The organism is Nocardiopsis sp. iso_25 (assembly GCF_056173305.1).
Window position 1 is genome coordinate 2,021,645 of sequence record NZ_CM149667.1, and the last position, 18,352, is coordinate 2,039,996.

Annotated in this window: 16 protein-coding genes and 1 tRNA gene; 9 read left to right on the forward strand and 8 right to left on the reverse strand. The window is 73.5% G+C overall.

The features are described from left to right. Window positions 1–294 precede the first annotated feature (294 nt). Both cmk and der read left to right on the forward strand, forming a co-directional pair. Window positions 295–990 carry a (d)CMP kinase gene (gene cmk, locus AC0VX6_RS08800; RefSeq protein WP_274976987.1) on the forward strand — a complete coding sequence of 232 codons (696 nt, stop codon included), beginning with the start codon at window positions 295–297 and terminating at the stop codon, window positions 988–990. Between the two features lie 293 nt (window positions 991–1,283). Further along, complete coding sequence (der, locus tag AC0VX6_RS08805) at window positions 1,284–2,720, forward strand: ribosome biogenesis GTPase Der (protein ID WP_274976988.1); 1,437 nt, start codon at window positions 1,284–1,286, stop codon at window positions 2,718–2,720. 67 nt (window positions 2,721–2,787) lie between these two features. Here der and AC0VX6_RS08810 read toward each other — a convergent pair whose 3' ends face one another. After that, complete coding sequence (locus AC0VX6_RS08810; protein WP_274976989.1) at window positions 2,788–3,951, reverse strand: DUF418 domain-containing protein; 1,164 nt, start codon at window positions 3,949–3,951, stop codon at window positions 2,788–2,790. 138 nt (window positions 3,952–4,089) lie between these two features. Between AC0VX6_RS08810 and AC0VX6_RS08815 the strand changes: the two genes are divergently transcribed. After that, a complete protein-coding gene (locus AC0VX6_RS08815) occupies window positions 4,090–4,377 on the forward strand; it encodes an AbrB/MazE/SpoVT family DNA-binding domain-containing protein (RefSeq protein ID WP_274976990.1) in 288 nt (95 codons plus the stop codon). 139 nt (window positions 4,378–4,516) lie between these two features. On the opposite strand, the gene AC0VX6_RS08820 is transcribed toward AC0VX6_RS08815, so the two are convergent. Next, a complete protein-coding gene (locus tag AC0VX6_RS08820; RefSeq protein ID WP_274976991.1) occupies window positions 4,517–5,956 on the reverse strand; it encodes an MFS transporter in 1,440 nt (479 codons plus the stop codon). A gap of 120 nt (window positions 5,957–6,076) precedes the next feature. Here AC0VX6_RS08820 and AC0VX6_RS08825 point away from each other — a divergent pair, with 120 nt between their 5' ends. Next, a complete protein-coding gene (locus tag AC0VX6_RS08825) occupies window positions 6,077–6,574 on the forward strand; it encodes a 2-thiouracil desulfurase family protein (RefSeq protein WP_475468054.1) in 498 nt (165 codons plus the stop codon). Window positions 6,575–6,686: 112 nt separating this feature from the next. On the opposite strand, the gene AC0VX6_RS08830 is transcribed toward AC0VX6_RS08825, so the two are convergent. Then, window positions 6,687–7,226, reverse strand: a complete 540-nt coding sequence (locus AC0VX6_RS08830; protein WP_274976993.1) for a dihydrofolate reductase family protein — start codon at window positions 7,224–7,226, stop codon at window positions 6,687–6,689. Beyond that, window positions 7,223–8,155, reverse strand: coding sequence for a helix-turn-helix domain-containing protein (locus AC0VX6_RS08835; RefSeq protein WP_475468055.1), 933 nt, complete (start codon window positions 8,153–8,155; stop codon window positions 7,223–7,225). The genes AC0VX6_RS08830 and AC0VX6_RS08835 overlap by 4 nt, the downstream gene beginning before the upstream one ends. Window positions 8,156–8,321: 166 nt before the next feature. Between AC0VX6_RS08835 and AC0VX6_RS08840 the strand changes: the two genes are divergently transcribed. The 5 genes from AC0VX6_RS08840 (at window position 8,322) to AC0VX6_RS08860 (ending at window position 13,858) form a co-directional block, all read left to right on the forward strand. Beyond that, a tRNA-Pro gene (locus AC0VX6_RS08840) sits at window positions 8,322–8,395 on the forward strand. A 709-nt stretch (window positions 8,396–9,104) separates the two neighbouring features. Then, complete coding sequence (locus AC0VX6_RS08845; RefSeq protein ID WP_274976995.1) at window positions 9,105–10,616, forward strand: ABC transporter substrate-binding protein; 1,512 nt, start codon at window positions 9,105–9,107, stop codon at window positions 10,614–10,616. Continuing rightward, window positions 10,616–11,614, forward strand: a complete 999-nt coding sequence (locus AC0VX6_RS08850; RefSeq protein WP_274976996.1) for an ABC transporter permease — start codon at window positions 10,616–10,618, stop codon at window positions 11,612–11,614. The genes AC0VX6_RS08845 and AC0VX6_RS08850 overlap by 1 nt, the downstream gene beginning before the upstream one ends. Further along, window positions 11,611–12,462, forward strand: a complete 852-nt coding sequence (locus AC0VX6_RS08855) for an ABC transporter permease (protein WP_274976997.1) — start codon at window positions 11,611–11,613, stop codon at window positions 12,460–12,462. Before AC0VX6_RS08850 ends, AC0VX6_RS08855 begins: the two co-directional genes overlap by 4 nt. Then, window positions 12,455–13,858, forward strand: a complete 1,404-nt coding sequence (locus AC0VX6_RS08860; protein WP_475468057.1) for an ABC transporter ATP-binding protein — start codon at window positions 12,455–12,457, stop codon at window positions 13,856–13,858. The genes AC0VX6_RS08855 and AC0VX6_RS08860 overlap by 8 nt, the downstream gene beginning before the upstream one ends. A 79-nt stretch (window positions 13,859–13,937) precedes the next feature. Here the strand turns inward: AC0VX6_RS08860 and AC0VX6_RS08865 are convergent, their stop codons facing one another. From AC0VX6_RS08865 to AC0VX6_RS08880, 4 genes are all read right to left on the reverse strand, one after another. Further along, a complete protein-coding gene (locus tag AC0VX6_RS08865; RefSeq protein ID WP_475468058.1) occupies window positions 13,938–14,795 on the reverse strand; it encodes an SAM-dependent methyltransferase in 858 nt (285 codons plus the stop codon). A 58-nt stretch (window positions 14,796–14,853) separates the two neighbouring features. Continuing rightward, window positions 14,854–16,176, reverse strand: a complete 1,323-nt coding sequence (locus AC0VX6_RS08870; RefSeq protein WP_475468059.1) for a salicylate synthase — start codon at window positions 16,174–16,176, stop codon at window positions 14,854–14,856. A gap of 140 nt (window positions 16,177–16,316) precedes the next feature. Further along, the gene (locus AC0VX6_RS08875; RefSeq protein ID WP_475468060.1) at window positions 16,317–16,514 is read right to left on the reverse strand and encodes a ferredoxin; all 198 of its coding nucleotides are present in this window, start codon (window positions 16,512–16,514) and stop codon (window positions 16,317–16,319) included. A 167-nt stretch (window positions 16,515–16,681) separates the two neighbouring features. Then, window positions 16,682–18,340: a (2,3-dihydroxybenzoyl)adenylate synthase gene (locus AC0VX6_RS08880; RefSeq protein ID WP_475468061.1), complete on the reverse strand. Its 1,659-nt coding sequence runs from the start codon at window positions 18,338–18,340 to the stop codon at window positions 16,682–16,684. Between the last annotated feature and the right edge of the window lie 12 nt (window positions 18,341–18,352).

The window sequence follows — 18,352 nt, forward strand, 5'->3', positions numbered from 1 at the left end:
CGAGTACCGGCACCGGCTGGTCCGGAGGTCAGGACCCCCGCGTCCCGCCGGTCCCGGTTCCGGTCCGCCCGGTCCCGGTCTCCACGGGCGGACACCGGGGCCGCACCTCACCGGTGCCGGTGCGTGCTACGCACACCTGCGCACATTCACGCACGCACTACGCACACCTACGCACATTTGCGCATGCCCACGCACACCCATGCACACCTGCGCACGTACTACGCGCCAAGTACGCGCGGGCCACGGGTAGGGTTGGGCGTCGGCAACAGTGAACGCAAGCGGGAGTCAACGGCAGTGAGCGCGCAGGGCAGCACCGAGGGCATCGTCATCGCGATCGACGGTCCCTCCGGGTCGGGCAAGTCGAGCACCTCCCGGGGCGTGGCCAGGGCGCGGGAGCTGCGGTACCTCGACACCGGCGCGATGTACCGCGCGCTGACCTGGTGGATGCTCTCCCAGGGCGTGAACGTCAACGACGCCGACGCCGTGACCGCCCTCGTCGACACCCCCGTCATCACCATGGGCACCGACCCCGACGCGCCCTCCGTGGCGGTGGACGGCCGCGACGTGGCCGCCGAGATCCGCGGCAGGGAGGTCACCACCAACGTCAGCGCCGTCTCGGCCGTGCCCGCGGCGCGCGAGCGCCTCGTGCGCACCCAGCGCGAGATCATCGCCGCCGCCAGGGCCGAGAGCACGGGCATCGTGGTCGAGGGGCGCGACATCACGACCGTCGTCGCCCCCGACGCCCCGGTCAAGCTCTTCCTGACCGCCAGTCCCGAGGCCCGCGCCCAGCGCCGCAGCAAGGAGGTCCGCAGCGCCGACGTCGCCGCCACCCAGGCCGACCTGGCCCGGCGCGACGCGCTGGACTCCAGCCGGGCGCACTCGCCGCTGCGCCAGACCGAGGACGCCACCGAGCTCGACACCAGCGGGCTGACCCTGGACGAGGTCGTCGCCCTGGTGGTCAAGCTGGCCGACGAGACCCGCGGCCGCTGACCCGCGGGGTCGGGCGCCGCCGGGTTCCGGCCGACGGGTGGCCCGCACGGCCGGGCGCCGCCGCGACGGGCGGACGGTGCGCCCCGCGACCGTAACACCGGACACATTCGTCCCCGACAGCCCTTTTCAGGGAACACAACGACATCCGCGGGGGTTCCTCCCCGTGGCCAGTACACGGGCGCCGTCGGCGCCCGCGTCGATCCGCGCGACCCGGGACACCGGGGCGGGTCGGACCTTCGCATCCTCGCGGCACGCATCCTGGGCGCGCGGGGATCCAGAACCGGGAGCAGTACATGAGTGACTTCGACATCTCCGACGTCGTCCACGGGGGAGCGGACTCCGAAGAGCCCGCCGCCCTCCCCGTGGTGGCCGTGGTCGGACGCCCCAACGTGGGCAAGTCCAGCCTGGTCAACCGCATCATCGGCCGCCGTGAGGCCGTGGTGGAGGACGTGCCGGGCGTGACCCGCGACCGGGTCGCCTACGACGCCGAGTGGCAGAACACCAGGTTCACCCTGGTGGACACCGGCGGTTGGGAGACCAGCGTCAGCGGCCTGGCCGCCATGGTCGCCCGCCAGGCCGAGTACGCCGCGCAGACCGCGGACGTCATCCTGTTCGTGGTCGACGCGACCGTGGGCGTCACCGACGCCGACGCCGCCGTGACCCGCGTCCTGCGCTCGACCAAGCGCCCCGTGGTGCTGGCCGCCAACAAGGTGGACGGCAGCATGCAGGAGGCCGACGCCCTCGACCTGTGGCAGCTCGGCGTGGGCCAGCCCTTCCCCATCAGCGCCCTGCACGGCCGCGGCACCGGCGACCTGCTGGACGCGCTCGTGTCCGAGTTCCCCGAGCAGCCCCTGGGCGAGGAGGACGAGGGCGAGGACGGCCCGCCGCGCATCGCGCTGCTGGGCCGCCCCAACGTGGGCAAGTCCAGCCTGCTCAACCGCCTCGCCGGTGAGGACCGGGTGGTCGTCGACGCCGTGGCGGGCACGACCCGCGACGCGGTGGACGAGCTGATCGAGCTGGGCGGCAAGACCTGGAAGTTCATCGACACCGCCGGTATCCGCCGCCGGTTCCGGGCCCTCCAGGGAGCCGACTACTACGCCACCATGCGCACCGGCAGCGCCCTGGAGCGGGCCGAGATCGCCGTGGTGCTCATGGACGTCAGCGAGCCCCTCGCCGAGCAGGACATCCGGGTCGTCGAGCAGGTCGTGGAGGCGGGCCGCGGCCTCGTCCTGGCCTTCAACAAGTGGGACATCCTCGACGAGGAGCGCCGGACCTACCTGGAGAAGGAGATCGACCGCCAGCTGGCGCGGGTCTCCTGGGCTCCGCGCGTGAACGTCTCGGCCAAGACCGGGCGCCACATGGAGAAGCTGGTCCCGGCGATCGAGACCAGCCTGAGCGGGTGGAACCAGCGCATCCCGACCGGGCAGCTCAACAACTGGCTCAAGGAGCTGGTGGCGGCCACCCCGCCGCCGGTGCGCGGCGGCAAGCAGCCCAAGATCCTGTTCGCGACGCAGGCGGGTTCGCGTCCGCCGCACTTCATCCTGTTCACCACCGGGTTCCTGGAGGACAACTACCGCCGCTTCATCGAGCGGCGCCTGCGGGAGGACTTCGGCTTCGAGGGCTCCCCGGTGCACATCAGCATGCGCATCCGCGAGAAGAAGGGCGGCGGGGTCCAGGGCCGCGCCTCCAAGGGCAGCGTGCGTCCGGACCGCAAGCACCGCCGCCGGTAGCCGCACCGCTCCGGCCACGGCACGAGGAAGGGGGCTCCCCGCCGGGGGAGCCCCCTTCTCCGTGTTCTCAGGCCGATGAGGGTGCCTGCCGCGGGTCCCGGGGAGCGGCGCGGCGGGTGAGGCGGCGCAGCAGGCCCTCCGCCGGGCCGCGGCGGCCGGCGCGCCGCATCAGGTCGGCCGCGGCCAGTGACGCCAGCCAGGTCGCGGCGGCCACACCGAAGGCTCCCGCCAGTCCCAGTCGGTCCTGCCATCCCAAGCCCGCCGGGGAGAAGACCGCCAGGAAGACCACACTCTGGAGCAGGTAGAAGGTGAGGGAGCGCTGGCCGAGGGCCTGCACGGCGGTGGTCAGGGTGCCGCGGCCGCGTGACGCCCGGATCGCGACCAGCGCGACGATCCCGGCCATGCCGACACCGCCGAAGTAGCCCGTCAGGGGCTGGAGGAGGGCTGTGCTCCACTGCGCCGCGGCCGAGGGAGCGCTCCACGTGCCCGTCTGGACCAGGATCGAGGGAAGCGCCCCGGCGACGGAGACCGCCGTGGTGAGAACGACCGCGCGCACCAGCAGGGCTCGGTTGTGCTCGGGCTCCTCCAGGAGGCGGCGTCGCGCCGCCCACATGCCCGCGACCACCGCGGGTGCGACCAGCACCGTCCCGATGGCCAGGGCGAAGGGAGCACCGGGGAGGCGCTCCAGGTAGAGCGTGCCGGGGTCGGACCCGGGCGGCGTGGCCACGGAACCGATGTCGAAGGTCGAGACACCCTGGGACAGGGCCAGCACCAGGGGAACCGCCGAGAGCACGGTGCCGGGCACCAGGGCCAGGCCCGCAACCCGCAGCAGGGTCGCCGAGCGCGCCCGCAGCAGACCCATGAGTAGCAGGGACGCGAGGCCGTAGGCGGCGAGGATGTCGAGGGGGGCGATCAGCGTGTGGACCAGGCCGAAGGCCAGCAGCCACCAGCCCCTGCGGCGCAGCAGGGCGTGTGCGTCGGCCGGGTCGGCCCCGCGTGCGACCCGCCGGTCCAGTGTCTGAGTCAGGGCGTAACCGAACAGGAAGGCGAACATCGGGCGCGCCTGGTTGCCCACGAACAGCTCGTGCAGGACGAGCGCGGCGCCGTTGGCCAAGGCGGGGCCGCGCTCGACGGCCAGGACGAACAGCGGGGCGTGGGCGCAGGCGATGGCCAGCAGCATGGCGCCCCTGGCCAGGTCCGGGGCGAGCGCACGGGATGCGGGAGCGGTCACGGCTTCTCCTCTTTGGGGGGCAATCCACATGCTATTACATGTAAATCATGTATTGCGTGTGTCTCGTGATCATGGCCGTAAACGGACACGGCCTGCTTGGTACGCTGTGCGGAACACGTACGGGAAGGCGGTGGCGAGGTGGTTGCGGAGCGGGACGGCGCTTCCTACGGACCCGGCGGCCGGGGTTTCTACGGCGCGGTGACGGTCAGCGAACGCGGCCAGATCGCGATTCCGGCCAAGGCCCGCCGCGACCTGGGCATCGCCCCCGGAGACAAGCTGCTGGTCCTCGGGGACCCCCAACAGGGGATCGCCCTCATGACGGTCGACCGGCTCATGGAGAACCTCCAGGGTTCCTCTGCCCTGATGGACGTACTGCGGCAGCATGTCGACGGCGACGCGGGGGCCCCGCCCGACGGCGCCGGGTAGCCGCGCCGCGGGACGCGTGCGCCCCCGCTCCGGTTCCCGCGGACTCCTCGGGGGCGGTTCCGTCCTGGAGCGGGACGGGTCCTCCGTGCGTGCCGCCGCCCGGGCGCTGGGGCAGCGAGGGGGATTCCCCGTGCTGGGCTCAGGCCTCCCCGCGCAGGCGGCGGACGTTGCCCTGCGTGGGGCGGCTCCCCGCCGGTCCCCCCTCGCGGTCGCGGGGCGGTCGGCCCGCCTCCTCCCCGGGGACCGGAATCGCGGGGGCGCCGGGCAGCGGGCGGTTCGCGCTCTCCTTCATCCGCCACACCACCGCCAGCCCCACCACACCCGCGACCATCACCAGCCACGCCGGCGCGTAGAGGCTTCCGGTGGCCTGCACCAGCGCCTCGGCGATCAGCGGTGTGGTGCCGCCGAACAGCGCCACCGATACGTTGAAGCTGATGGCCAGCGCGCCGTAGCGGACGCTGGTGGGGAAGAACGCCGGGAGCGCCGCGGGCGCGCCGCCGGAGAAGTGCACCAGGGTCACCGCCAGCACCACCATGCCCAGGGCCACCGTCCACAGGCCGCCCTGTTGCAGCAGCCAGAACGCGGGCAGGGCCAGCACGATCGAGAACAGGCTGCCCGAGAGCAGCACGGGCCTGCGCCCCACACGGTCGCTCAGGTGCCCGAACCCGGTCACCGTGAACAGCATCAGCACCATCGCCGCCAGCGTCAGGACCAGGGCCGTGGTGGGGCCGTACCCCAGCTCCGCCTCCAGGTAGGTGGGCATGTACGCGGTCAGGACGTAGTTGTTGACGTTGAAGACCATCACCAGGCCCACGCACAGCAGGATGTGGCGCCACTGGTCCACGACCGTCGCCCGCAGCTGCCCCTCGCGGTGCCCTCCGTGGGAGTCCTTGGCGAAGCCCTCGGTGTTCTGCTCGAAGACCGGGGTGTCCTCCAGCTTCACCCGCAGGTACAGGCCGATGGCGCCCAGCGGCAGCGCGATCAGGAAGGGGATGCGCCACCCCCAGTCCTGCATGGTGTCCGAACCGAGCAGGAGGGTCATCACCGTGACGACGGTGGCGCCGCCGACGTAGCCGCTGACCGTGCCGAACTCCAGCCAGGAGGCCAGGAAGCCCCGCCGCCGGTCGGGCGCGTACTCGGCGATGAAGGTCGTGGCGCCGCCGTACTCGCCGCCGGTGGAGAAGCCCTGGAGCATCCGCGCGACCAGCAGCAGCACCGGCGCGGCGAAGCCGATGCTCGCGGCCGAGGGGATGAGCCCGATCGAGAACGTGCTCACCGCCATGAGCAGCATCGTGAAGGCCAGGACGCGCTTGCGGCCGATCCGGTCGCCGAGGGGGCCGAAGAACAGCCCGCCCAGGGGCCGCACCAGGAAGGCGGCGGCGAAGGTGGTGAAGGTGGCGATGAGCTGGGTGCCCTGGGTCTGCTCCGGGTAGAACACCAGGCCGATCGTGACGGCCAGGTAGCTGTAGACGCCGAAGTCGTACCACTCGGTCGCGTTGCCGATCGCCGCGGCCACCACGGCCTTGCGCGTCGCCCTGCGGTCCGTGGCCAGGGCCGTCCGCCCCTGCGGCTCGTTCAAGTCTCCCCCTCGCTGCCCAGCGGTCCTGTTGTACCCACTTAATCACCCTGGGTGACGAGAGCGCGGGCTCTGCCCGTGTCGCCGCCCCGGTAGCGTGGTGGCGGCCGAGAGGGGGAGTCCATGCGCAGGGTGCTGGTCAGCGCGTGTCTGATGGGACGCCGGGTGCGCTACGACGGGCGCGCCAAACCGGTGGAGGACGACGTGGTCGCCCGCTGGCGCGCCGAGGGCCGCCTGGTGGTGCACTGCCCGGAGGTCGCGGGCGGCCTCCCGGTGCCCCGGCCGCCCGCCGAGATCGAGCCCGGCGCGACCGCCGCCGACGTGCTCGCGGGCCGCGCGCGCATCCTCACCCCCGAGGGGCGGGACGTGACCGCGCACTTCGTGGACGGCGCCCGGGCGGCGCTGGCCACCGCCCGCGCGCACGGCGTGGCGGTGGCGGTGCTCAAGGAGTCGAGCCCCTCCTGCGGGGTGCACCGTGTCTACGACGGCGCCTTCGGCGGGAACAGGGTGCCCGGCGAGGGGGTCACCGCGCGCCTGCTCGCGGACGGCGGCGTCGCGGTGTTCACCGAGGACGAGATCGCCGACGCCGCAGCGCGCCTGCGCGAGCTGGAGGGCGTCTGAGGGTCGGCGCAGGGGGAGTGCGCGTCCCCGGGGCGGGAACACCCGTCCGTGCCCGAAGGTGAGGAGCGGTGCCGGGGCCCGGCCGGTGGCGGCGGGCCCCGGCACCGCGGGGTCAGGAACGGACGACCTCGTAGCGCATGCACGCGAAGTCACCGGCGCGGTGCACGTCCAGCACCTTAAGGTCCACGCGTCCGGCCAGCAGGGGTGAGCCCGCGCCCAGGGTGACCGGCGCGACCGACACGACCACCTCGTCCAGCAGGCCGAGCCGGGCCAGGTCCGCGGCGACACCGCCACCGCCGACCACCCACACGTCGCGCCCCCCGGCCGCCTCGACCATCTCCGCGTGCAGGTCGCGCAGTTCCTGGTCGGTGTCGGCGCTGGCGAAGCGGACGTCGCCCTCGACCTTGGGCAGGTCCCGGTGGGTGAGCACCCAGGTCGGGACCCGGTAGGGCCAGGGATCACCGCCCTCGTGCTTCAGGATCCACTCGTAGGTGCCCGCGCCGGACACGATCGCGCCCGCCTCGCGGACGAAGATCTCGGTCTCGTTCAGGGCATCGCCCCCGTCGGCGGCGAACAGCCACTCCAGGGAGTGGTCCTCGGTGGCGATGAAGCCGTCCAGGCTCGTCGCTGTGTTGTAGACCGTCCTGCTCATCGTGTACCTCCGTCGTGGTGTCGGTTCTGAAGCCATTCGATGGGGTCGCCGTGGTCCACCTTTATGCCCTCCGCGCGCAGCATGTGGCGCACGAGCTGCCTGCGGTGGGCGGAGAAGGTGAGCACGTGCGCGACGACGCTGCCCAGCACGAAGCTCTCGGGCGGGTCGCACAGGGCGTCGATCAGCCGGTCGCCCCAGGCGTCCCGGCGCCCGATGTCGTCGACCGCGGCGATCCAGCGGGCCCCCGCCCGCGTGTGCCGCTCCGCCAGCGCCTCCAGGTCGTCCGAGCCCCGTTCGGGCAGGTCGGCGCCGTCGATCGAGGCGAGCCACGACTCCTTGGTCCGGACCAGGTGGTCGAGCACGGCGGCCACGGACTCCTCCGGCCCGTCCCACTCCAGGACCGTCTGGCCGGGGGCCCGCACCCGCCGGTAGGCCTCCTCGGACAGCCGTCCGGCGAGGCGGATCAGGTGGGCGGTGTCGTCCACGTCGTGGTGGACCTGGAGGGCGATCAGGTCCATGCCGGTCCGCTCCTTGGGCCTGTCCTCGATCCACAGGTGGATCGGCGGGTGGAAGTGGATGCCGTTGGGCGCGGACAGCCACGTGCCGCTGCCCGCCGTGGTGGCGCTGGGCGGATGCCCGAAGGCGCGTCCGAAGGCGCGCGTGAACCCCTCGACCGACTCGTATCCGGCGGCGAACGCGGCGTCGGTCACGCTGCTGCCCCGGCTGATCTGCCAGGCCGCGCGCTCCAGGAGCACCCGGCGGCGCAGCGCGACCGGTGACTCCCCGGTGTCGCGGGTCAGTCTGCGGGTGAAGTGGAACGGTGAGGCGAAGGCGTGGTCCGCCATGTCGGTGAGGCGGGTGTTCTCCTCGTCCAGGACCGCGTCGAGCAGTTCGCGCAGGCGGTCCCGGCCCGGGGTGGGCTCGGTCATGGCACCAGTATGTTCACCGGCGGCGCCCGGGCGCCTGACCGATCTTGCCCACCCGTGCCGCCGCGCGGCCCGGGGCCGGCGGACTCCGTCTCCGGTGCGAGCGCCCCGGCGGATGCGGTAGAGTCTTCTGCGTCGGCGGGGCCGGAAACGGTGACCGCTCGACGAACGGGACGTAGCGCAGTTTGGCAGCGCACTTGACTGGGGGTCAAGGGGTCGTGGGTTCAAATCCCGCCGTCCCGACAGAGAAGTAGCAGGTCAGTGAGGGGTCCACCATCAGGTGGGCCCTTTTCTGCGTTTCCGGCGTGGTCGAGGCCGGGTCATGGGGATTCTCGGCGCTCCGCGCGACATCTCGCTCCGCGCGCGCTGCGCGGGCTCCCGCCACCGGTGTCGTTCTGCTCTCCAGCCGACCCGTGTGCCCCGTGCCGAGGGCGTCCACCTGCCCGGCGGGCCGGGCTTCCCGGGGTCGCGCGGCCGGTCCGTGGCGCCGGTTCTCCCAGGGCCTCAGGAGTCGGGGTCGCATCCGTGGGATTGAAGGTGCTATACATGGACATACCGGCAATGAAAACGGTTTTCATTACTGAATATCCTGTCCAGCGCGACCGCAGGGGTGTGCAGCTCAGTGTCGAAGGAAGCCGGGCTGGAGGCCGGGGCCGCCTTGGGGGCCCTCTACGAACGGATCGCCGCCCGCCGCTCCGACCCCCCGGTGGAGGACCCTGCGTCCCGTCCGTCCCGCGCGGTCGTCGGACACGACGGGACGCCCGCTCCGTGGTGACAGCCCCGCCTCCCGTCCTGCCGCTGGCCGTCGGCCGCGTGGACCGGCACGGAAGCCGGACCACACCTCCGCGCCGACCCGACCCGTTCGACCGGGACGCCGGGGCCCCGAACCCCGGTCGCAGACACCTCCCGGGGCCGTTTCGCCCGCGGCCCCGCCCCCGAGAAAGGCCGAACGATGAGACGACGATTCCTGCCCGCGGTCACCTTCGCGGTGCTCCTAGCGGCCACCGCCTGCGGCGGCGGCGAAACCGAACAGGCCTCCGCTGACGGCGCCACCCTGCGTTACGCCGCGGTCGGAGCTCCGGCGGCCACCACCCACGACCCGCACGGCCGCGTCGGCAACGAGGCCGACTACATGCGGTTCGCCATGCTCTACGACGTGCTGACGGTGACCGATGAGGAGGGTGCGGTCCAGCCGCGCCTGGCCCGGTCCTGGGAGCCGGTCGGAGAAGCCCTCGACCTGTGGACCGTCAGCCTGCGCGATGACGCCGTCTTCTCCGACGGCCAGCCCGTCACCGCCGACGACGTCCTGTTCTCGCTGAAGCGGATCCAGAGCAAGGGCGCCGAGAACAACGGACGCCTGGCGGTGTTCGACCTGGAGTCCTCCTCCGTGGTGGACGAGCACACCCTGGAACTGGCCACCCACCAGCCCTATGCCGAGGTCGGCAGCGCCCTCGCCTCCCTGACCTTCGTCGTCCCCGACGGCAGCGACGACATCACCGAACCCGTGGTCGGCTCCGGACCGTTCCAGCTGGAGGAGCACGACGACACCACCGCGGTCCTGAAGCGCAACGACGACTGGTGGGGCGGGGCCGCCGACTACGAGACCCTCCGGATCACCGCCATGCCCGACCCCGCCGCGCGCGCCGAGGCGGTGGCCTCGGGGCAGGCGGACGTCGCGGGCAGCGTGGCGCCCGTCAGCGCACAGCAGTACGAGGAGTCCGACGCGGTCCAGGTGGTCACCAGGCCCGCCGGGGTGAACTACCCGCTGGTCATGGACCTGGAGGCCGAGCCCTTCGACGACCCGGGTGTGCGTGAGGCCGTCAAGCTCTCCCTGGACCGTGAACAACTCGTCGAGACGGTCTTCCTCGGTTACGGGGAGCCCGGCACCGACGTCCTGAACCCCGACGCGCCCTTCGCCCCCGACCTCGAACCGGTCGAGCGCGACCTGGACCGGGCCCGGGAACTGCTGGAGGAAGCCGGACACGCGGACGGTGTCGAACTCACCCTGTACGCCACCAACTCCTACCCGGGCATGGAGGAGACCGCTGCCCTGGCCGCCGAACAACTCGCCGAGGCGGGCATCGACGTCGCGATCGAGGTGGGCGCGCCCGACACCTACTGGACCGAGGTGTGGAACGTCGAACCCTTCTACCTCAACAGCCTGGGCGGGAACGGGTTCGTGGACTTCGCGCGCATGTCCCTGCTCTCCGACGGCCCCGTCAACGAGACCGCCTGGAACGTTCCCGAGTGGGACGCCGACTTCACCGAGGCACTGGCCACCGCGGACGAGGAGGACCGCCACGCGATGCTCGCCGACCTGCAGGAGCGCGTCGCCGACGACGGCGGGTACGTGGTCTGGGGTACGGGAGACGGCATCGACCTGACGGGTCCCGGCGTGAGCGGCCTGCCCACCGGTCCCGGTTTCCACCGCCTGTTCATCGAGCGGGTCGAGGTCGCCGGCTGATGTCCGGCCCCGAGGCCGCCCCCGAGGCCGGCCGCCCCCGCGTCCCGGGGGCGGCCGCGGGGGTCTCGCTCCCGTTCGCCGTCGTCCGGGCGGTGTTCCTGCTGGCCCTGGTGTCGGTGGCGGTGTTCACGGCCACCGAGTTCCTGCCGGGAGACGCCGTGGACCTGCGTGCCTCGCCCGGGGCCGACGAGGCGCAGCTGCGGGAGCTGCGGGAGGAGCTGGGCCTGGACGCCGCGCCCTGGCGGCGCTACCTCGACTGGGCCGGGTCCCTGCTCACCGGAGACCTCGGCACGTCCCTGGTCAACGGCCGCCCCGTCGCCGACGCCCTCGCCCAGCGGCTGCCGGCCACCTTCGCGGTCGTCGGGTCGGCGCTGGCGGTGGCGGCCCCCGCGTCCCTGGCCCTGGCCTGGTGGGCGGGGGGCAGCAGGCTGGCCCGCCGGGCGTCCACGGCCGTCCTCACCGGAGGCGCGGCCGTGCCCACGGCTGTCACGGCCGCGGTGCTGGTCACCGTGTTCTCCGGAGTGCTGGGTCTGGTGCCCCCGGTTTCCCTGCTACCGCCCGGAGCCGCGCCCTGGCACCACCCGGAACTGCTGTTCCTCCCCGTGGCGGCCCTGGCGCTGCCCACAGCGTTCTACGCCGCGAGCCTGCTGACGGGCGCGGTGGCCGACACCGTGCGCCTGCCCCACGTGGCTGACGCCCGCCGACGGGGCGTCCCCCCGTGGCGGATCGCGGCGACCGACGTCCTCCCCTTTCTCCTGGCCCCCTTCACCCGGGTCACGGCGGTGTCCGCAGGGGGGCTGATCGCCGCCGCGGCACTGGTGGAGACACTCTTCGGCTATCCGGGCGTCGGGTCCCTGCTGGTCTCCTCGATCGCCTCACGGGACCTGCCCGTCGTCCAGGCCACCGCCGTGGTCGCCGCCGCGGTCGTGCTGGCCGGACTGCTGGTCGCAGACCTGGTCGCCGCCCTGACCGAACCCCGCCGGAGGCGCTCGCCGTGAACCGCCGTCCCCTTCTGCTCCTCGCCTCCGCGGCCGTCCCCCTGCTGTCGGTCGCGGTCCTGGCCGCAGCCCTGTTCGGCGGCTGGTGGGCGCCGCACGACCCCACGTCCCCGGTGGGGGCGCCCTGGCAGGAACCCGGACCCGGCCACCTCCTGGGAACCGACGCCCTGGGCCGCGATGTGTGGTCCCGTGTCCTGGCCGGCGGAGGAGACCTGCTCGGTGTCTCCGTGACGGCCGCCGTGTGCGCCTGTGTGGTCGGGACCGTCGGAGGCCTGGCCGCGGGGTGGTTCGGCGGGCCGGCCTCGCGGGTCCTCACGGCGGCGGCCGACCTGCTGCTCGCCCTGCCCTCCCTGCTGCTGGCCCTGGTGGCGGCGATCGCCCTGCCCGGGCACACGGCGGTGGTCTTCGCGACGGTGTGCGGGGGAGCCCCGCTCACCCTGCGCGTGGTCAGGGACGCGGTCCGTGCCGTCCGCACCTCCGGGTACGTGGAGGCCGCACTCCTGCGCGGCGAGACGACCGCTTCGATCCTGGCGAGGGAGGTCCTCCCCGCCATGCGGGGGGTGGTCACCGCCGACCTGGGGCTGCGCCTGGTGGTCGCGCTCCAGGTCGCCGCCGCCCTGAGCGTCCTGGGAATGGGCGCCGAGCCGCCCGCCCCCGACTGGTCCCTCATGCTCAGGGAGAACATGCCCGGCGTGGCGATCAACCCCTGGGCCGTCGGTGCGCCGGCCGCGGCACTGGGCGTCACCACCGTCCTGCTCGCCCTCCTGGCCCAGCTGTACCTCTCCGAAGACCGCACGAGCCGGGTCCGTGACAGCGCACCCGCACCGAAGGAGCCCACGGATGGCTGAGGGACTGTGCGCACAGGCGCTGCTGGTCGAGGACGGACACGGCGCCCGCGTGGTGGGCCCGGTGGACCTGCGGGCGCCGGACGGCGCGGTGCTCGCGGTCATGGGCGCGTCCGGAAGCGGCAAGACCAGCGCCGTCCTGGCCGCGCTGGACGCGCTGCCGCCCGGCCTGGTGCGCCGGGCCGGCCGGGTGCGCTGGCAGGGGGCGCCGGTGCCCGCGGGGCGTGCGGCGCGCCGGTGGCGCCGGGCCAGCACCGGCGTGCTCGGACAGGAACCCGCCTCGGACCTGCACCCCCTGCGCCCGGTCTGCGCCCTGGTCGCCGAAGCCCTGCCGGGCGGTCTCCGGCGCGCGAACGCCGAGGCCGTCCGCGCGGCGCTCACCTCGCTGGGGCTGGACGCCGACGCCCTGTGGCGTCGTCGCCCGCACGAACTCTCCGGAGGCCAGGCCCAGCGTGTGGCCCTGGCGCGGGCGGTCGTCGCCGATCCCGGGCTCCTCGTGCTCGACGAGCCCACGAGCGGCCTGGACCCCGCCACGGTGGAACTCGTGCTCCACGTCCTCGGACAGCGGAGGGGACGCCCCGGAAGGAGCACCGTCGTGATCACCCACGACCGGGGTTTCGCCGACCGCGTGGCCGATCTCCGTCTCGACATCGGTGAGTCCGAACCGGTCCGCGGGGGCAGCGCCACACCAACGGGCCCCCGGGACCCGGGCGGTGTACCGGTCCTCGGCCTGCGGGGGGTCCGTCTCACGGCTCCGGGCGGCCGGGAACTGCTCGACGGGGTGGACCTGACCGTCGCCCCCGGGGAGGCGGTCGCCGTCCTGGGTCCCTCCGGATGCGGTAAGTCCACGCTGCTCAGAAGCCTGGCCGGGCTCCATCCTCCCGCGGCGGGCTCGTTCTCACTCGACGGTCGGCCCCTGCCCGCCAGGCACACCGACCGCGCCGGGGAAACGCTGCGAGCCGTCCAACTGATCGCCCAGGACCCGGCCGGAACCCTGAACCCGGCTCAGCGGGTCGCCACGGCACTCGCACGCCCGGCCATGGTGCTCCGCGGGCTGACCCGCGGCCGGGCCGCGGCCGAGGTCCCCGGGCTCCTGGAACGGGTCGGTCTGCCGGCGGACACCGCACGCGCGCTGCCGGGCCGCCTCTCCGGCGGCCAGCGCCAGCGCGTGGCAGTCGCCCGCGCCCTGGCCGCACGGCCCCGGGTGCTGCTGGCCGACGAGGTGTCCTCCGCCCTGGACGCCGCGAGCGCACGCACGGTCCTGGACCTCCTGGACACCCTTCGGGCCGAGGAGGGCCTGGCCGTCGTCATGGTGACCCACGACCGGAGTGTCGCCGACCGCGCGAACCGGGTGCTGGCGCTGGACCCGGAGCGCCTGGCCCTGGTGGCTGTGCCGTAGCACCGCCTGCGGCGGCGTTCGTGCCCTGCGCGGGCGGTGTCCGAGACGGTCGGCGACCCGGAGCCGTTCGGCCTGGGGCTCAGTCCGAGGACCGTCGCCCGAGGGCGAGCATGGTCGGATGGACCATGTAGTAGCCCGGGGCGTCGAGGACGTAGTCCGGATGGCCCGGGGTCAGGAGCCGCTCGACTCCGGCCACCTCCTCGACGCTCAGGCCCGCGTCGGTACCGCGCTTGAGCACCGACTCCCGCATTTCCGGCCAGACGACGTTCTCCAGGTAGGGGCGCACGGTCGGGTCGGCGTCGACCGGCGAGCCCACCCTGGGGAAGACGTTCACACGCACGTCGAGCAGCCCCGCGGCGGCCATCCAGGCGGTGTGGCGCTCATAGTGGGCGGGCCCTCCGGAGGGGAGCCCCCAGTTGAGTTCGGACGCGGTGCGCGCCGCCCGCTCCAGCCGTGAGCGGCCGGGCAGGAACATGGCCTGGTAGTAGTTGCTGGTGAACAGCCCCAGCAGGCCGCCGGGGCGCAGGGCGCGCGCGGCGCGTGCGACCAGGTCCCCGGGGTCGTCGAAGTTGCCGGGCCAGACCACGTCCGAGGCCCAGATCGCATCGAACCCGTCGCCGGATCCGGCGGCCCCGTCGAGCACGTCCACCAGGTCGGCGGCGCGCACCTCGACCCTGTCCGACACACCCTCGGACCGCGCGTGCTCCCGGGCGAGGTCCAGCACGTCGGGGTTGCGGTCGACGGCCAGGACCCGGGCCCGCGGGCCGGCCGCCCGGGCCAGCGCCACCAGCCCGCCTCCGGCGCCGGTGCCCGCGTCGAGCAGGCGCGTGCGTCCGGACAGGTCCATCGCCCCGACCGCCTGTTCGACGGCCGGGGCGACGAAGGCCCGGTTGGCGAGCAGGTAGGGGATCAGTCCGTTCTGCTGGATGTCTGTCATGGCGTGGCCACCTCGGCTGTCTCGGACGGGGGACGGTCGCGCTCGTCGGTCGGCGCGGTCACGGCCGCGAGGCGGGTACGACGTGCGGCAGTACGCTGGCCAGTTTCTCGCTGGTCTCCTCGAACTCGCGTTCTGGGCGGGAGCCCTCCACGATTCCGGCACCGGCGCGGAGCCAGGCCCGGCCCTGTTCCTCGTAGACCGCGCGCAGGACCAGCGCGGCGTCGAGTTCACCGCTGGATGCGGCGGTCACCACGGCCCCGGAGTACAGTCCGCGCTCCTCCTCCAGGCGGGTGATCGCCTCGATCGCCGGGGACTTGGGGATCCCCGACGCGGTGATCGCCGGGAACAGGGCCTCGAAGGCGTGCCAGGGGGTGGCGTCCTCGCGCAGGCGCCCCCGGACGGTGGACGCCAGGTGCTGGACGCTGCCGCGGACGGAGACGCCCATGAACTCCGACACCGCGACGGAGTCCGGCACGCACACCGAGCGCATCTCCGCGACGGCTTCGCGAACCGATATGGCGTGCTCGTGGATCTCCTTGGGGTCGGCCTCCAGTTCGGTGCGGGCGGCGCTGTCCGCCGCCTCTCCGCGCCCCGCCGCCCGGGTGCCCGCGAGCGGGTTGGTCAGGACCTCGCGGTCCGGGCCGACCGTGACGACCAGTTCGGGGCTGAAACCCGCGCTGCGGAGCCCGTCCAGATCCAGCAGGAACGACCGCGCCGGTGTGTTGGCCCCGCGGCCGACCGCGTAGGTGGCGGGGACGTCCACGGGCGAGGGCAGCTCGACCTTCCGGGACAGGATCACCTTGTGGTAGTCGCCGCGTCCGATCTCGCCCAGGGCCTCGCCCACGAGCGCGCGGTAGGCCGGGGAGTCGGCCCGTGAATCGACCGTGACGCGGTTCCGCGCCGGTTCGGCGACCTGCTCGCGCAGCACGGAGAGCACCTTCCCGCGCATCTGCGCTCCGCCCCCGCTGATCCGGGCCCCGTCAGCGGTGATGCGGACCTCGGTCTGGGGCACGATGAGGCGGGCGAGCCGCGCGGACCTCTCCGGGGTGGACGGGCGGGCCCCGCGTGACCGGAGCGCGAAGTCGAACCCCACCCAGCCGTAGGCCCGCCAGGTCGGGTCGGGCAGTCCGGCCAGGGCCGCGTCCAAGGCGTCGGCCGGGCTGCCGGTGTAGTCGTGGGAGTCGGCGGTCCCGTCGGCGCCGCGGACCGTGACCCGGTCGCTGTCGAGGTCGATCCCCCACCGCGCACCGCCGCCGAAGAGCCAGACCCCCTCGCGTTCGTAGAGGACGTACTCGGGGAAGAGTCCCGAGCCCGCGAGCCGGGCGGCGGCCGCGACGGGGTCGAGCGGCCCTTCGACCTGTTCGGTTTCACGACTGCTCACGGCCGTCTCCTCGCCCGGGACGGCCCGTGGGCCGCGTCTGGTGTACCCGTGGTCAACATTCTTCTCCGGTCTTGTGTCGGGGCCAGCGAGGACGCCCGTCTCCTCGTCGGGCGCGTGAGCGGGGGGAGCACGTCCGGGGTTCAGTCCGAGGTGAGCTCGATCGCGCCGGAGGGGCAGCGGTCGACCGCGTCGCGCACGTGCGCGACGTCGCGGGGGTCCGGCCGTTCGGTGCGCAGGCGCACGAGCCCGTCCTCCTCGCCCTGGTCGAATACTCGGTCGGCGGCGATGACGCACTGGCCAGCGCCGATGCAGACCTCGGGGTGGACGGTGATGCGCACGCGGGGACGTCCTCTTCACTGTGGAGCGGCCCGGGCAGGGCCGCCGGACGCCCGAAGGCGCCCTGGTGATCGTAAATGATAATCATTTTCGTCAGAAGCGTTCGTCCGTGTGGCTGAGGTCGCAACGCCTTACGTGTCGCTTCGGTCGCGAAGGGTGACGAGGGTCCTCATCGGATCCGCTCGCGCAGAGCGTTCTTGTCGACTTTGCCCACGGGGGTCAGGGGCAGCGTGTCGACGGTCTCGATCCGGTCGGGGGCCTTGTAACCGGCCAGGCCCCTCCCGCGCAGGAAGGCACCGAGTTCGCGGACCGTGGGCGGAGTGCCCGCGCTGACCAGGAAGGCGACCGACCGCTCACCGAGGTCCGGGTCGGGAGCGGCCACCAGGGCGACCGCCGACACGTCCGGGTGGGCGAGCAGCTGGCCCTCCACCTCGGTGGCGTCGATCTTCTCGCCGCCGCGGTTGATCTGGTCCTTTACCCGGCCGACGACGTTGATGTGGCCGCTGGGGTGGAGCCGGACGAGATCGCCGGTCCGGTAGAACCCGTCGGGTGTGAAGTGCGTGGTGGCGAGTTCGGGGGCGCGGTAGTAGCCGCGCAGTGTGTAGGGGCCCCGTGTCAGCAGTTCGCCCACGGCGCCGACGGGCACCGGGGCGCCCGACTCGTCGACCACCCGCACCTCGTCACCGGTCGAGACGGGGCGCCCCTGGGTGGTGCACACCAGCTCCTCGGGGTCGTCGAGACGGGTGACGTTGATCAGGCCCTCGGCCATGCCGAACACCTGCTGCAGACGGCATCCCAGCGTCGGGCGAACGCGGCGCGCGAGGTCGTCGGCCAGCCGTGCTCCCCCCACCTGGAGGACCGAGAGGCTGTCCAGCGCCGCTGAGCCCGGAGCCCGGTCGGCGTAGGCCTCCAGCCACACGGGCACCATCGGCGGACTGAGCGCCGTGACGGTCACGCCCTCGCGTTCGATCAGGGGGAACACCGTCTCGGGGGCGGGGCTGGGCGCCATGACCACCGTCGCGCCCACGGTGAGCGCGCCCAGGACGCCCGGGCAGGACATCGTGAAGTTGAAGGCGACGGGCAGCACCGCGAGGTAGACGCTGTCCGGAGTGAGTTCGCAGGCGGCCGCGGCGGCGCGGGCGTTGTAGGCGTAGTCCCGGTGCGTGCGTGGGATGAGCTTGGGCGTTCCCGTGGTCCCTCCGGAGAGCAGGAGGAGGCCGATGTCGCCGGGGGCGGGGCGCCCGGAGTCGGGGACGCGGTCACCGGAGGTGCCGGAGAGCAGGTCCTCGAAGCCGACGGCGTCATCGAACCCGCCGGTGTCGCCGACGACGATCACATGGCGCAGCTCCTCGTGCTCCTCGCGCATGGACGCGGCCAGCGTCCGGTAGTCGAACCGCGCGTGGCGGTCGGCCACCGCGTAGCCGACCGCGCGGGTGACCCGCAGGAGGTGGGAGATCTCGTGCCCCCGGTGTCCGGGCATGGCGTGGACCGGGACCGCGCCGAGGTACTGCAGCCCGAACCAGAGCAGCAGGAACTCCGCCCGGTTGGGCAGCTGCACCACCATCCGGTCGCCCCTGCGCAGCCCCAGCCGATACAGCCCGGCCGCCACCGCTCCCGCCTCCGCGGCCAGCTCGGCGTAGGTCCACCGGCGCTCGCCGTCGACGAGTGCGACGGCGTCGGGGCGCTGCTCGGCCTGGTGCGTCAGCAGGTCGGCCAGGACCTCCTCACGCCAGAATCCGGCCTGCCGGTAGCGCTGGCCCGCCTCCTCCGGCCACCCCGGCCAGTCCTGCTCATGAGCTGTTACGGGCCTGTTTGCGCTCTTGGTCATCTCTGCTCCTTT

Coding starts and splice junctions, on each gene's coding strand:
- der (WP_274976988.1), top strand. CDS start 1,284: ATGAGTGACTTCGACATCTCCGACGTCGTCCACGGGGGAGCGGACTCC.
- AC0VX6_RS08825 (WP_475468054.1), top strand. CDS start 6,077: ATGCGCAGGGTGCTGGTCAGCGCGTGTCTGATGGGACGCCGGGTGCGC.
- AC0VX6_RS08830 (WP_274976993.1), bottom strand. CDS start 7,226: ATGAGCAGGACGGTCTACAACACAGCGACGAGCCTGGACGGCTTCATC.
- AC0VX6_RS08835 (WP_475468055.1), bottom strand. CDS start 8,155: ATGACCGAGCCCACCCCGGGCCGGGACCGCCTGCGCGAACTGCTCGAC.
- AC0VX6_RS08845 (WP_274976995.1), top strand. CDS start 9,105: ATGAGACGACGATTCCTGCCCGCGGTCACCTTCGCGGTGCTCCTAGCG.
- AC0VX6_RS08850 (WP_274976996.1), top strand. CDS start 10,616: ATGTCCGGCCCCGAGGCCGCCCCCGAGGCCGGCCGCCCCCGCGTCCCG.
- AC0VX6_RS08860 (WP_475468057.1), top strand. CDS start 12,455: ATGGCTGAGGGACTGTGCGCACAGGCGCTGCTGGTCGAGGACGGACAC.
- AC0VX6_RS08865 (WP_475468058.1), bottom strand. CDS start 14,795: ATGACAGACATCCAGCAGAACGGACTGATCCCCTACCTGCTCGCCAAC.
- AC0VX6_RS08880 (WP_475468061.1), bottom strand. CDS start 18,340: ATGACCAAGAGCGCAAACAGGCCCGTAACAGCTCATGAGCAGGACTGG.